The following is a 13,232-nucleotide window of genomic DNA, read 5'->3' on the forward strand; positions in this document are numbered from 1 at the left end:
AGGTTGCATTTGAGTCACCGCTGGCCTTCAATCAGCGCGAAACGCGAGGATGACGTATGGCCGACGACAACGAAGCCCAAAATCGCGAGATAGCTGCTCGCAGTTTAATTATCAAGCAACCTGAGTATTACTTTGCTGCCGAGCGCAAAAGCTTGGAAGCTAGGCTTTCGGAGCAGGCGCTAACACAAGAACAAATCGAAAGCATCCGAGAGAAGCAGGGTGGAAAGGTTATTCGAGACGCTTTGCTGGGAACATTTATTGTCGGAAAGGTCGCAAAGGCGTTTATTGATTTCAATGAAGGTGTTGATAAAAGCATATCTGAGGCAAAAAAATCACATCTTCTCGAAATTTATTTTGAAAAATCGGATAAAACAGAAAGTTCAGTTCTTGCGTTGCAGCATTTGATCACTGATCCGCATGGAAGCGTCTTGTTTAACAAGATTATACATATACTAGACGAGTCACCGCCTGATCCAGAGCAGTTTTCTCATCTTGCTGCGGCGCTGAAATTTGTTTCGGAAAACAACTTCGCGAAATTGTTCTCAGAGCATAAATTTGCTTTGTCTCAAATTGCAGCAATGACGCCCCAAGCGTTATCCATTTTGGCGAATTATAAGCACTGGCCCGCATTTGAGATGGGAACTCGCTCAAGTAGCGGTGGCAAAATCACAAACGACTACAACGATGTCTTTGCGGATGCTTTCGCTGCAGCGAAAGGCGTATCAAATGGTGCGGACATCGAACGCTTAAAGCACTCAATCAGTGAACTTATAAGCAGACGATTCATTGAGGCTGTCGTAGGGGATGATGACAGGGTTTACTGCAAGAGTACGGGTGCGGGCAGGAGTATAATACCATATTTAGCTGATATCTATTAAGTGGAGCTTCAGGCTGCTTTTCGACAGCTTTGCATGTAACATGCGCCGCACCGACCGTTTTCCCGAAAGTGCGGCGCATCTTCGATAATGGCGGGATTGACTTTCGTGCCAGCCCGCGGCGATCCGCGATTTAGGCCCGGCGTTAAGGACTGGACCTGCACAGGGGCACCACCGTGACCGCGTCGGCAACGAAGTCGTCCAGCACCACCCGCACCACCAAGACCCGCACCACCAGCGCGCGCCGCCGGCCGGTCAGCCTCGCGCCGATCACCGCGCGCGACACCGAGATCCAGGTCGGCACAGCCTCGGTCCGCAATCCCTACGATCCTTCGAGCTTCATCACCGCCACGGTGAACCGCAAGGTCGATGTGCTCTCCGCCGAGCGCGGCCAGGGCCGGATCACGGAAGCGCAGTTCCTCGTCGGCCGCGCCCTGCAGATGCTCTGGGAGAAGCAACTCGGCGTGCGCTCCGGCGGCGCCTGGGACGCCACCACGTCGAACGCCGGCCCGGGCCAGCTCGCCGTCTCCCATGCTTTCACCCTCGAAGACATCCGGATGCTCGGCCGGATCGAGACGGCCCGCGTGGTGAAGGCCACCAACGACCGGGCGGCCCGCGTGATCGGCGATGCCGGCGTGCGCTTCCTCCGCGCCATCCTCGCCGACGGGCACAGCTTCGGATCGTATGCCGAGGCCCGCGGCCGCGGCACCAGCGACCGTGCCTCCGCCGACATCGCCAAGCGCTTCCGCTGGCTCCTCGAGGAACTGACCGAAGCGCAACACACCGCCCGGGCGCCGGGCGCGGCCCCGATCCGCGACGCCTACGCCGCCCAGGCGGACGATCTGGCCGAGCGCCTGCTGCGGTCTGCCGCTCTTGCTCAGGCGGGAGAACAGGACTGAGCCACTGGCGAGGGAAAGTCTCATTGTCTCTACTCACGTCGGGTTTGATGCCGTGAGGACAACAAAATGGGGCAAGCTGCTTCGAATGAAAAACTGAAGCTTAGTGCGAATTTTCGCAATAATCTAAGTGTAGGATTGATACTGGGTGGCGTGCTAATCCCGTATATCAGTATCGCCTCGCGAGAAGATCATCTCTATCTAAAGCTTGTGACGTGGTCATTTACGCACGAGGAAGCGCTCTCCGCGACCAGAGCCTTCGGGGGAATGCTGGTCGCATTCGTCTACGCCTGGATCCTTCGTCGCCAAGCCGACAGCATAGCAGCGCGGATCGAAGGAGATTGAATGCGCCGTTGACCCGACGGGCATTCCGCTGCAAAAGACCAACGTCGCACGACACGCGCCCGGGGCTCACAGCCGCCGGGCGTTTGCATGTCTGGACCCCTTCCCCAGCTTCAGCGTTGCCAGAGCGTGACGCGGCCGGGCCTCCCTGACATGATCGGCACCCGATGATGACGGATCGCGAACGCGCCGAGCAGGTCGCCGACCTGCTTCGCATGGCCGACCGGCTCCGGGTCCCGGGCCACCGGCACACCGTCGACATGGTCATCGAGTCCCAGGACGAGATCCGCGCCGGGCTCCGCCGGCTCTACCGCGACCTGACCGGCCACGAGCTGCCGCGCGAGCCCGCGCCGCGCCGCTCGGTCGTCGCCTCGTTCAGCCCCGGATCGATCGCCGGGACCCGCGCCACGGTCGCGTTCCGGGGTCGGTCCCGGGGCCTCGCCGCGCGGGCCTGACCGCTTGATTTTTCGGGTCGATTTCGACGCCACGCTTCAGGGGTCGGACCACCCAAGTTTCTGGGCCTGATCGGCTCCCGGCCGCGATGAGCTGGGGCGCACGATAATCGCCCTTCCCTAGCTTCCATGCTTAGCGTGGCAAGCTCCCATGATAACGGGTCGAGCTCCCCTCCTTAGCTCCCCTCCTTAATCGCGCAGGCCCCTCACCTTGGGCCCCGAAACGCACCGGTTTCCAAGGTCTCCTGAGACTCTGGAAATAGCGGCCATTTAGGCGCTGAAACGCTAGCAAATACAGAGGCTTATCGGTGGTTTCAGGCTCGCGTCGCGTGGGCCGCCAACGGGCCCGGAATAAAATCCAGACGGAGACGAAGGCCTCCAGGGCGACCCGCGCCCTCGGATACCTCCGGGTCTCCACCGAGGAGCAGGCCGCGACCGGCCACGGCCTCGAAGCGCAGGAGAAATCGGTCCGCGCCTTCGCCGAAAGCCAGGGCTACGAGCTCGTCGAGGTCCTGACCGACCCGGGCGTCTCGGGCGCGACCCGGCCCGCGGATCGCCCGGCCTTCGGACGCGCCCTCGAACTCGCGGCGGCCGGGGCCTTCGACGTCCTGCTCGTCGCGAAGATCGATCGCCTCTCGCGCGACATCCGCCACGCCATGACGACGGTCTCGGATCTCGCCGAGCAGCACGAGATCGCATTCCGCTCGGTCACCGAGTCGGTGATCGACACCTCGAACCCGATGGGCCGGACCTTCTTCGCGATCTTCGCGGGCATGGCCGAGAACGAGCGGTTCGTGATCCGGGACCGCACCGCGGGCGGCCGGGTCGCCAAGGCGGGCAAGGGCGGGTTCGCCGGCGGGCAGGCGCCCTACGGTTACGCCAAGGATCTCGAGGGCGGTCTCCGGATCGTCCCGGATCAGGCCCGCATCGTTCGGCGCATCTACCAGGAGCGCCGCCGGAAGCGGACGCTCCAGGCCATCGCGGACGGTCTGAACGCCGAGGGCATTCCCTCGCCGAAGGGCGGCCGATGGGCCGTCTCGACGGTCGCCTACGTGACCGACAACCCGAAATACCGCGGCGCGGTCGAGTACCTCTTCCGCTGGAACGGTGCCGAGCAGCACGTGCTCCAGCCGGGCGCGCACGAGGCCATCGTCGCATGACCGCTCGCCCGGACTGGACGCCAGCGCAGGCCGCCCAGGCCCAGCGCGATCTCAAGCGCGACCCGGCCACCGCGGCCTACTGGATCCACATCAAGGCCCGCCGCGAGGCCCAGGCACGGAAGGCGCGGACCGTATGAACGCCGTCACGCTCTCGCGCCGCCTCGCCGGCCTCGCGCTCACCATCGACCGGGGCCGCCCCACCGCCGCGCACTGGGTCGCCGCCATGGCCCTCGCCGCCCAGACCGATCCGGTCCCGGGCCACACCCGCAAAATCGAGTTCATCGCCGGCCGCGCGAGCGTCCGCCTCGACCCGCTGCCCCGCTCAGGAATCCGCCCGTGATCCAGCCCCGCCCGTCCTCGCTGTGCCAGGTGCCCGGCTCCCCCCTGAAGGTCGGCAGGGCGATGGAGCCCCGGATGCGTCGCGTCGCGATCGGCGCGCGCCTCTCCGATGGCGCGGCGACGCTCGGAATGACCGGCCCCGATCCGGAGAAGCTCTCGGCCGAGGAGGCCCTGCGCTGCTTCGGCGTTGTGCAGGGCGGACGCTGATGCCGCGCGTCGGCATCCTGCTCCTGTTCGCGGGGCTGCTCGGCCTCATCGTGTATGCGGTGGTCGACGAGATCACGGCTGAAAAATTCAGCCTCCGTAAGGATAGCTGGATCTGCACCGCCAGCCACACCGAGACGTCGACCACGTACATCCAGGTCGGCAACGTGATGGTCCCGCAGTTCCACTCCAATGTGGTCTGCGATCAGTGGACGGCACGCTGATGCTGACATCGTTCTTCCGCGAATTGCTCGGGCCCGGTCCGGCCGATCACGGTCCGCCGCCGGTCGTCGACTTCGGCCGCATGGTGCTCGGCGCGATCGTCATCGCCTGCATCATCCTGTGGGTCCACCTGCTGCCCCAGCCGGCCCAGGCCGATGAGGCCGGGTTCCGCGCCGTGGTGCTGGTGTGCCCGGCCGGCGTCGCGGGCCCGGACTGCTCGCGCGACAACGCCCTCGACATGGCCGTGCAACCCGTCCCGCTGGTCACCGCCTGCGCCCAGGTCGGCGCGGTGCTGGCCACGCACCTGAGCCTCGCCCCGGGCGAGACGCACAAGATCGCCTGCGAGCGGCGGAAGGGCTGACCATGGCGATGACGAAGGATCAGGTCGAAGCACTGCTGCGAATGGCGGCGGGGAACGCGCACGCGCATCCCGGCTTCGTCTTCGGCTTCGACCCGGCGCGCGCCGGAAGCGATCGGTCCAGCACCTTCCACTTCACCCAGGCGCCGCCCCCGCCGCCGCGCAAGCCCTCGAAGTTCGACGGGCCCGACGTCATCGACCTCGTCCGCGATGCGGAGGGCGCGTGGCGCGTGCCGGCCGCGCTGGAGCCGCGGGTCCGCGCGCTCTGATGCTGATCCGGCCGCGCCCGCCCGAGGACATGATCGGCGCCGAGGGCGCCGTCACCGAGACCCCGGTGCGCCCCGCGCCCGACCTGCTCGCCTGGATGCGGGCCACCTTCATCGACGAGGACGCGCTGCTCGTGAACGAGGACCACGCCCATCTGCGCGAGGCGCGGCTCGGCGTGCTCTGGTGTGCCGTCCCGAACGCCCGCCAGGGCAACGCGGTGGTCGGCATGTGCGAGACGACCGCCTTCATGGGCAACCGCTGGGCCAAGGCGCGCTTCGAGCAGCAGGTCACCGGGTGGTTCGGGGAGATGCCCCACTTCCTGCTGACCTTCGACGCCGAGTACGCGGCTCTGTGTGACGACGCCACGTTCTGCAGTCTGGTCGAGCACGAGCTTTACCACGCGGGCCAGGAGCGCGATCCCTACGGCGCTCCGAAGTTCCGGAAGGACGGATCGCCGGCCTTCACGATCCGCGGCCACGACGTCGAGGAGTTCGTCGGCGTGGTGGCGCGCTATGGCGCCGGCGCGGCGGCGGGCCAGACCGCAGCCTTGGTCGCAGCGGCCAACCGGGCCCCGATCGTCTGCGAGGCGGAGATCGCCGGGGCGTGCGGGACCTGCGGCCGGGCTTTGACGTGACTTTGATCGGATCTCGGCCGTGAGCGCGCTTTCAGACGAGGTGAAAACCTTCATCGTCCAGCAGCTTGCGTGCTTCGACCCGCCCTCGGTGGTGGTGAAGGCGGTCAAGGCGGAGTTCGGCGAGGTCGTCACGCCCCAGCAGGTCGAGGCCTACAACCCGGAGCGCCGGGCGGGTCAGGGCCTCTCCGAGGGCTATCGCGAGCTGTTCCGGACCACGCGCGAGCACTTCCTCGACGACACGGCCTCGATCGGCATCTCGCATCGGGTCGCGCGCCTCCGGACGCTTCAGCGCCTCGCGGACCGGGCCGAGGCTCAGGGCAACATCGCGCTGGCCGCGCAGCTCGTCGTCCAGGCCGCGAAGGAAGTCGGCGACGTGTTCACGAACCGGCAGCGGATCGATGCAAGCCACACCGTCCGCAGCCACGAAGACGCTCTCGGGGATCTTGAGTGAGCGCGAGCTCGCGATCCGCCAGAAGCTGAAGGACGATTTCGAGCACTACGCGCCGCGCTGCCTGCGCATCCGGACGAAGTCGGGCAGGATCGTCGCCTTCACGCTGAACAAGGCGCAGCGCTACATCCACGCCCGGCTGCAGGAGCAGTTGCTCAGCACCGGCAGTGTTCGGGCCCTGATCCTGAAGGGCCGGCAGCAGGGCGCCTCGACCTACATCGGCGGCCGGTTCTTCTGGCGCACCAGCCACAACCGCGGCGTCCGGACCTTCATCCTGACGCACCAGGAGGATTCGACCGCGGCGCTGTTCGAGATGGTGTCGCGCTACCACGAGCACTGCCCCTCGCTGGTGCGGCCCTCCGCGGGCGCGGCCAACGCGAAGGAGCTGCTCTTCGACCGGCTCGACAGCGGGTACAAGGTCGGCACGGCCGGCTCGAAGGCGGTCGGACGCGGCAACACGCTCCAGTTCTTCCACGGCTCCGAGGTCGGGTTCTGGCCGCACGCGCACAGCCACGCGTCGGGCATCCTCCAGGCCATCGCGGACGAGCCCGGCACCGAGGTGATCCTCGAAAGCACGGCCAACGGGGTCGGGAACTACTTCCACCAGCAATGGCGGAAGGCGGAGCGGGGCGAGTCCGAGTTCCAGGCGATCTTCGTCCCGTGGTTCTGGGACGACGGCTATCGGAAGGCCCCGCCGCCGGACTTCGCGCTCTCGGCCGATCCCGACGAGCAGGGCGAGTCCGAGATCGACTACGCCGAGGCGCACGGCCTCGACCCCGAGCAGATGTTCTGGCGCCGCCGCAAGATCGCGGATCTCGGCGAGTCCCTGTTCCGGCAGGAATACCCCGCGACGGCGGCCGAGGCTTTCCAGATGGCGAACACCAACGGGCTGATCAGCGCGAAGCTGGTCATGGCCGCCCGCAAGCGCACGGTGGAGCCCTCGGGCCCGCTCGTGTTCGGGTACGATCCGGCCCACCAGGGCGGCGATCGCCACGCGCTGGCCAAGCGCCGCGGCCGCAAGGTCCTCTGGGCCGGCGGCAAGCCGGGCATGTCGATCCCGGAGAGTGCGAACTACGTCGCGGGCCACATCGACCGGGACAACCCGGTGAAGTGCTTCATCGACGTGACGGGCGGCTACGGCGCCGGCGTCTACGACATCCTGGTCGAGCGCGGCTACGGCTCGCCGGGCCGGGGCATCGTCGTCCCGGTCAACTTCGGCGGCGCCCCGATCCAGGAGGAGCGCTACTCGCCCACCACCGGCGAGAAGCTGCCCGGTCCGCTGAACCGCCGCGCCGAGATCTGGCTCAACTCGCTCGAATGGCTCGAGGACCCGGCCGGCGTCGACCTGCCGGACGAGGACGAGATTCAGGCCGACGCCTGCTCCACCGGCTACGGCCACAACTCGCGCGGCCAGGTGCAGCTCTGGTCGAAGGAGAAGATGCGCGGCATGGGCATCCCCTCGCCTGACCTGTGGGATGCCGTCGCGCTGACCTTCGCCGAGCCCGTGGTCGACGCCGCTCCGCTCAAGATCAAGGCCGGCGCCCGTCGCGCCGGCGGTTGGATGGGTGCCTGATGGCCACGAAGCAATCCCGTCGCCCAAAGGCCGCCGCCGAGGCGAAGCCCGAGCCGAAGGCCAAGCCGGCCGGGCGCTCGGTGCACGAGATCGCGATGGCGCGCTGGCGCAGGGCCGACGAGGCCGACCGCGAGAACCGCGAGAAAGCCTACTCCGACCTGGAGTTCGTCGAGGTCGAGGGCGCGCAGTGGACCGAGGAGGCCAAGCGCGCCCGTGAGGGCCGGCCCTGCCTAGAGTTCGACCGTCTCGGCACGTCCATCCTGCAGATCACCGGCGACATCCGGCAGATGCGCCCCGCGATCAAGGTCGTGCCGGTCGACAGCCGCGGCGACGTGAAGACGGCCGACACCATCGCCGGCATGACCCGGTACGTCGAGAACCGCTCCGACGCGCCCGCGGCGTATTTCGCGGCGGCCGACCAGCAGGTGACGGCTGGCATCGGCCACTGGCAGGTCCTGACCGAGTACGGCTCCGACTCCACGTTCGAGCAGGAGATCCGCATCGCCCCGATCCCGGATGGCATCGGCGTGCGCTGGGACCCCGACGCGGTGCTCCCGACCCGAGAGGACGCCAAGTTCTGCTTCGTGCCCTTCGACATGAGCCGGGACATTTACGAGGAGACCTATCCGGACCACCCGGCCGCCGAGATCGGCGCCTCCGACGTTGATGGCCGCAGCCTCGCGGAATGGGCGACGGCCGACATGGTCCGGATCGCCAAGTACTGGGTGAAGACCCCGGTCAAGAAGACCCTCGCCCTGATGCCCGACGGCGAGATCCTGGACCTGACCGACAAGGCGGCCGATGACTATGCCGAGAAGCTCGCCCTGGCCGAGACGGCCGGCGCCCGCATCGAGGAGCGCGACGGCCACAAGGTCGAAAGCTACCTGATCAGCGCGACCGAGATCCTCGAAGGCCCGATCGAATGGAAGGGCCGGTTCATTCCGGTCGTGCCGGCGATCGGCATCGAGATGACGATCGGCAAGAAGCGCACCCGCCGCGGCGTGGTCCGCAAGGCGAAGGACGCGCAGCGCGCCTACAACTATGCCCGATCGACCGAGACCGAGGTCGTCGGGCTCCAGCCCAAGGCGCCCTTCATCGGCACCGAGAAGCAGTTCAAGGGCTACGAGGACATCTGGCAGACGGCCAACACCGAGGCCCACCCGTTCCTGCCCTACAACGCCGACCAGCAGGCGCAAGGTGCCCCGCAGCGCGTCCAGCCACCGGTTGCCTCGTCCGGCATCATGGATCTGATCCGCGCCTCCGCCGAGGACATCAAGGCGGTGACCGGCATCTACGACGCCTCGCTCGGCGCCCGCTCGAACGAGACCTCGGGCAAGGCGATCCGCGCCCGCCAGCAGGAGGGCGACGTCGGGTCCTTCGTCTACATCGTGAACTTCAGCCGCTCGATCCGGCACACCGGCGCGATCGTCTGCGACCTGATCCCCCACATCTACGACACGGCGCGCACGCTCCGGATCGTGGGCGAGGACGGCAAGGTCGACCTCGTCGACATCAACAAGCCGCAGGGCGTGGCGGTGGACGGCAAGGCGCAGGTCATCGAGAACGACGTCACGGTCGGGGCCTACGATGTGGCCATGGAGATGGGCGCCTCGTACACGACCCGGCGCGAGGCCGCGCTCGACGGCATGATCCAGCTCGTCCAGGCCGCGCCGCAGCTCGCTCCAATGATCCTGGACCTCCTGGCCAAAGCCCAGGACTGGCCGATGGCGGACAAGATCGCCAAGCGCATCCGCACCATGCTGCCGCCCCAGATCCAGGCCGAGGAGGCACGGGAGAGTGGCGAGCCCGTGCCGCCGCCCGTGCCGCCCTCGCCCGAGCAGCAGGCCGCGATGCAGGCGCAGCAGCGGCAGGAGCAGCTTGAAGCAGCCAGGCACGAACTGGAGAACGCGAAGCTCGGGGTGGAGCACCAGAAGCTCCAGGCCGAGATGGCGAAGATCCAGGGCGAGATCCAGAAAGCCGTGCTCGACCACCAGGCCCGCATCGCCGAGGCCAATCGGCCGGCGGAGGGCGCGCCCGGCGGTCCGGTCGAGGATCCGCGCGTCGACGCGCTGGCCAATGGCCTCCAGCAGCTCTCGGACCTCGTCGCAATGCTGATGGAGGCAATGACCCCTCCGGCCGAGGCCCAGGAACCCGATCCCGCCGCGATGGGCGGCCCGCCAGGGCTGCCGGACCCCATGCCGGGCCAGATGCCCGCCGAACCGACCGAGGCGCCCCAGGGCGCCTTTTCTTTTGACCCGAGCGCGATGGGCCAGCCCGCCGCTCCGATGATGAGCTGATCACCATGGAACGCGCCTTCCGAGCGGTCCCGAACGGGACCATCCGCCTGCAGGCCGCAACGGTGGCAGGAGCCGCGCCGCTGCTGGCCGGCCTGCCGATCGGCGGCGGCTGTCAGGTCCGGATCTGGAACCGGGGCTCGGTCCCCGTCGCCATCGAGTTCGGCGCCAAGCTCGACATGCCCCTGCCAGTCCTGCCGAACGGGGCCACGCCCGGCGCCCAGAGCATCCCGGCCGGCGCGGTCGAGGTGCAGACCCTGCAGGCCGGCCAGCGCCATGTCGCGGTCGCCGCGGCATCGGGGACGCCCGACGTTGAGATCTCGGCGGGCGAAGGCCTGTAGCCGTGCTCCACAGCCAGGGCATCGAGCCGGCCATCGCTGCGGCCCAAGCCGTGGCCGCGGCGGCTGTCGCCGGATCGTCCCCGATCATCGATGGCGAATGGACCGTCGATTCCCTTCCGGACCCGGCCCTGAACCTCGACCGCTACGCCCGCGTGTCCGACCTGTTCGGCACCAAGCGCGACTTGGTGCTCGCCTCGAGGGTGGGCCAGGTCGCGTTCTGGCAGCCCGTGCGCCCGGTCTTCGCCGCCACCGCGCCCGTCACGGCCGACATGACGCTCCTGCCGCTCAAGAGCCCGTCCGTGATGTTCCTGACCGGGACCGTTGGCGTGGGCGTCACGCGCACGCTGTCGCTGTCCACGGCCCTCGCCTACCCGGGCGCGTCCTTCGAGATCCGCAACGACATGAGCGGCCTCGGCTCGCTGAAGCTCGCCGGCCTCGCGGTCGGCGGCCTCCTCTCCCTCGCCTTCGGCACCACGCAGCGCTTCTTCTTCGACGCGGCGTCGGGCTGGAAGCAGTTTTCCTGAGGCCCGCATGACCATCAAGTTCCTGGGGGCTGGTGGCGCGGCTGTCGTCGTCTATGGCCCGGATGCCACGGGCAGGACCTTTACCGGCAAGGCCCCGGCCGGTGCCAGCGTCGCGATCCTCAAGAACGGGACGCAGGACGGCACGGCGACCGCCGATGCGTCCGGGCTCTGGTCCTACACCTTCGCCACCGCGCCGGCGGCCAACGACGCCGTGATCGCGCGCGCGCTGGTCTCTTCGGCCGCCTTCACCGTGCCCGCGCCCGTCCCGGGCCCCGGCCCATCCATCCCCACCAACGCCCTCACGCTGAACGGCGAACCCCTCGCCCTCGGCAGCGAAGTCCTGACCCTCGGAGCCGCAGCATGACCATCGACGTCGCCAATCCGGGCGCGAGCACCGACCCCCTGCGCGCCGCCCTCGTCGCGCTCGCACCGCCCCGCCCCATGAACCGGCGCGCCATGGTGCTCGGCGACAGCCGCGGCGTGCTCGGCATGCCGCGCGGCGACCAGGCCGAGACGGTCACCAAGGATCGCGGCGCGCTCAACATCGGCTGGCAGTTCTGGCTGCAGCTCATGGCCAAGGGCCGGATCACCTTCGACGAGGCCGATTGCTTCGCCGTCGCGGGCTGCCCGACGCGGTCCTTCACCGGTTCCACCGCCGGGACGCCCCAGGCCATGGGCATGGTCGACTATCAGCTCCCGCTGGCCCTCGCGAACTCGACCGCCGGCATCGCCGTCCTGATCTGCTCGACCAACGAGCGCGGGGCCAACGGCGGCACCTGGACCCCGGACCAGTCCGTGGCGAACATCGTCGAGACCGCGACCCGCCTGACGGCCAAAGGCGTGCACGTCTACGTCATCACCGAGTATCCGAAGGGGAACGCGGGCTTCTCGCCGTCGGGCATCATCGACTTCGGCATCAAGCAGGCCGCCTATTCCGCCCTCGGCAGCGGCTATACCTTCGGGGACGTTCTCACGCTGACGAAATCCGGTCTTAACCCTGGGGTGAATGGCCAGGGTCCCAAGGTGAAGGTCGCGAACCCCGGCAACAATGTCGGCGCGGTCTCGGTGATCGAGGCCGGGACCTATGCGGCCTCGATCGGCGGCTCGCTGACGGGCTGGACGGTCGCCTCCGGCGTGAAGGCGGATGGCGTCACCCCCACCGGCGGCTCCGGCGCCACCTTCACAGTGGTGGAGGGGCCGGGCAACGGCACGCAGGGCCACATGCGGGTGCACGAGCGCCTGAACGCGCTGGATCTGCCGAACGTGTTCCCGGTCGACGTGTGGCCGGATCTCGCCGTCTCCCGCGACAGCCCCTTCATCGACCTCAACAAGTCGGCGGACGGCGTGCACCTGAACACGACCGGGGCCTACCTCGTCGCGCTGCGCCTCCTGGAGGCGATGGAGCCCAACCTTCCCCCGCGTCCCCGCATCCAGGGCGGCGGCCAGCGCTACGACGCCAAGTACAACCTCGGCGGCAATCTCCTGCCGTTCGGCACCGAGCTGTCGGGTCCGTCCCAGGCCGGCACGGCAGCTCTGCTCAACTTCCAGGCGGGAGGCGCCAGCGCCGCGACGGTGACGGTCACGGGCAACACCCCGAGCCCCGGTCTCATCGTCTCGCACGATAACGCCTACGGCAACGGCACCGGGCTGATGATCGACTTGGCGCCGGCGGCCGACGACCCGACCTATTTCGAGATCCGGCTCCGGGGCACCTCGACGACGTCGGGCGGGCGCGTGCGCCTGCAACTGCCGACCGCCCTGGTCTCGAACTTCAACGCGAACGTCGTCTATTCGCAGATGGCCGCCGGCGACAACGTCCGCGCCACGGCCGAGACCCGGATCAAGCGGGGCGCGGCAGGCATGATGGGCGTCCGTCTCAGCATCGGCGAAATCCGCGCCAACGCGGCCGGCTACTTCGCCGAGCACGCCGGCTACCCGGGCGCGTCCGGCGCGGCTCCGGGCCAGGGGGTCTACAGCGCCCCGTGGGACCCGATCCTGGCGGGCACGGGCTACCTCGAAGGCTTGCTGCGCACGAGCCTCCTGCCGATCGTTCAGGGCCAGAGCCTCAGTCTGCTCTGCCTCGAGCTGAACATCATCGCCGCCGCGACCGCCTACGACTTCACGGTCGGCTTCCGGAACTGGTCCGTCCAGAAAGTCCTGTGAGCCGGACGGCTTGACCCGACGGGCATTCTGCGCGCAATAGCTACCTGTCGCGAGACGCGTGGGCCGCATCGGCCCTGCTCGCGCCAGTTCCCATTTCCGACGTGCCGCCCGATCCCATCGGCGCCGATGCACGTCCGCTC

General features: G+C 68.0%; 19 protein-coding genes. All 19 read left to right on the plus strand.

The window, feature by feature from the left end:
- The first annotated feature begins 56 nt into the window (after window positions 1-56).
- Window positions 57-878: a hypothetical protein gene (locus tag AC3WLN_RS01750; RefSeq protein WP_492479158.1), complete on the plus strand. Its 822-nt coding sequence runs from the start codon at window positions 57-59 to the stop codon at window positions 876-878.
- Between the two features lie 173 nt (window positions 879-1,051).
- Window positions 1,052-1,774, plus strand: coding sequence for a hypothetical protein (locus AC3WLN_RS01755; protein WP_492479159.1), 723 nt, complete (start codon window positions 1,052-1,054; stop codon window positions 1,772-1,774).
- Between the two features lie 66 nt (window positions 1,775-1,840).
- Window positions 1,841-2,116, plus strand: a complete 276-nt coding sequence (locus AC3WLN_RS01760) for a hypothetical protein (RefSeq protein ID WP_492479160.1) — start codon at window positions 1,841-1,843, stop codon at window positions 2,114-2,116.
- Between the two features lie 164 nt (window positions 2,117-2,280).
- Window positions 2,281-2,568 carry a hypothetical protein gene (locus tag AC3WLN_RS01765; RefSeq protein ID WP_492479162.1) on the plus strand — a complete coding sequence of 96 codons (288 nt, stop codon included), beginning with the start codon at window positions 2,281-2,283 and terminating at the stop codon, window positions 2,566-2,568.
- 326 nt (window positions 2,569-2,894) lie between these two features.
- Entirely contained in the window at window positions 2,895-3,725 is an 831-nt protein-coding gene (locus AC3WLN_RS01770) for a recombinase family protein (protein ID WP_492479163.1), read from the plus strand.
- Window positions 3,722-3,862 (plus strand): hypothetical protein, encoded by a 141-nt coding sequence (locus AC3WLN_RS01775; RefSeq protein WP_492479165.1) that lies wholly within the window; start codon window positions 3,722-3,724, stop codon window positions 3,860-3,862. Before AC3WLN_RS01770 ends, AC3WLN_RS01775 begins: the two co-directional genes overlap by 4 nt.
- The gene (locus tag AC3WLN_RS01780; RefSeq protein ID WP_492479166.1) at window positions 3,859-4,065 is read left to right on the plus strand and encodes a hypothetical protein; all 207 of its coding nucleotides are present in this window, start codon (window positions 3,859-3,861) and stop codon (window positions 4,063-4,065) included. The genes AC3WLN_RS01775 and AC3WLN_RS01780 overlap by 4 nt, the downstream gene beginning before the upstream one ends.
- On the plus strand, window positions 4,062-4,271 hold the full coding sequence (locus AC3WLN_RS01785) for a hypothetical protein (RefSeq protein ID WP_492479167.1): 210 nt from the start codon (window positions 4,062-4,064) through the stop codon (window positions 4,269-4,271). Before AC3WLN_RS01780 ends, AC3WLN_RS01785 begins: the two co-directional genes overlap by 4 nt.
- The gene (locus AC3WLN_RS01790; protein WP_492479168.1) at window positions 4,271-4,492 is read left to right on the plus strand and encodes a hypothetical protein; all 222 of its coding nucleotides are present in this window, start codon (window positions 4,271-4,273) and stop codon (window positions 4,490-4,492) included. Before AC3WLN_RS01785 ends, AC3WLN_RS01790 begins: the two co-directional genes overlap by 1 nt.
- Window positions 4,492-4,851, plus strand: coding sequence for a hypothetical protein (locus tag AC3WLN_RS01795; RefSeq protein WP_492479169.1), 360 nt, complete (start codon window positions 4,492-4,494; stop codon window positions 4,849-4,851). The genes AC3WLN_RS01790 and AC3WLN_RS01795 overlap by 1 nt, the downstream gene beginning before the upstream one ends.
- 2 nt (window positions 4,852-4,853) lie before the next feature.
- Window positions 4,854-5,117, plus strand: coding sequence for a hypothetical protein (locus tag AC3WLN_RS01800; RefSeq protein WP_492479170.1), 264 nt, complete (start codon window positions 4,854-4,856; stop codon window positions 5,115-5,117).
- Window positions 5,117-5,749, plus strand: a complete 633-nt coding sequence (locus tag AC3WLN_RS01805) for a putative metallopeptidase (protein ID WP_492479171.1) — start codon at window positions 5,117-5,119, stop codon at window positions 5,747-5,749. Before AC3WLN_RS01800 ends, AC3WLN_RS01805 begins: the two co-directional genes overlap by 1 nt.
- Before the next feature lie 19 nt (window positions 5,750-5,768).
- Entirely contained in the window at window positions 5,769-6,200 is a 432-nt protein-coding gene (locus tag AC3WLN_RS01810; protein WP_492479172.1) for a DUF2280 domain-containing protein, read from the plus strand.
- Window positions 6,193-7,770 (plus strand): terminase large subunit, encoded by a 1,578-nt coding sequence (locus AC3WLN_RS01815; protein WP_492479173.1) that lies wholly within the window; start codon window positions 6,193-6,195, stop codon window positions 7,768-7,770. Before AC3WLN_RS01810 ends, AC3WLN_RS01815 begins: the two co-directional genes overlap by 8 nt.
- On the plus strand, window positions 7,770-10,067 hold the full coding sequence (locus tag AC3WLN_RS01820; RefSeq protein ID WP_492479174.1) for a portal protein: 2,298 nt from the start codon (window positions 7,770-7,772) through the stop codon (window positions 10,065-10,067). The genes AC3WLN_RS01815 and AC3WLN_RS01820 overlap by 1 nt, the downstream gene beginning before the upstream one ends.
- A gap of 5 nt (window positions 10,068-10,072) precedes the next feature.
- Window positions 10,073-10,405, plus strand: coding sequence for a hypothetical protein (locus AC3WLN_RS01825; protein WP_492479175.1), 333 nt, complete (start codon window positions 10,073-10,075; stop codon window positions 10,403-10,405).
- Between the two features lie 2 nt (window positions 10,406-10,407).
- Entirely contained in the window at window positions 10,408-10,929 is a 522-nt protein-coding gene (locus AC3WLN_RS01830; protein ID WP_492479176.1) for a hypothetical protein, read from the plus strand.
- A 7-nt stretch (window positions 10,930-10,936) separates the two neighbouring features.
- A complete protein-coding gene (locus AC3WLN_RS01835; protein WP_492479177.1) occupies window positions 10,937-11,293 on the plus strand; it encodes a hypothetical protein in 357 nt (118 codons plus the stop codon).
- Window positions 11,290-13,092 carry a hypothetical protein gene (locus AC3WLN_RS01840; RefSeq protein ID WP_492479178.1) on the plus strand — a complete coding sequence of 601 codons (1,803 nt, stop codon included), beginning with the start codon at window positions 11,290-11,292 and terminating at the stop codon, window positions 13,090-13,092. Before AC3WLN_RS01835 ends, AC3WLN_RS01840 begins: the two co-directional genes overlap by 4 nt.
- The last annotated feature ends 140 nt before the right edge of the window (window positions 13,093-13,232 follow it).

This window comes from Methylobacterium sp. FW306-05-D (genome assembly GCF_058782155.1).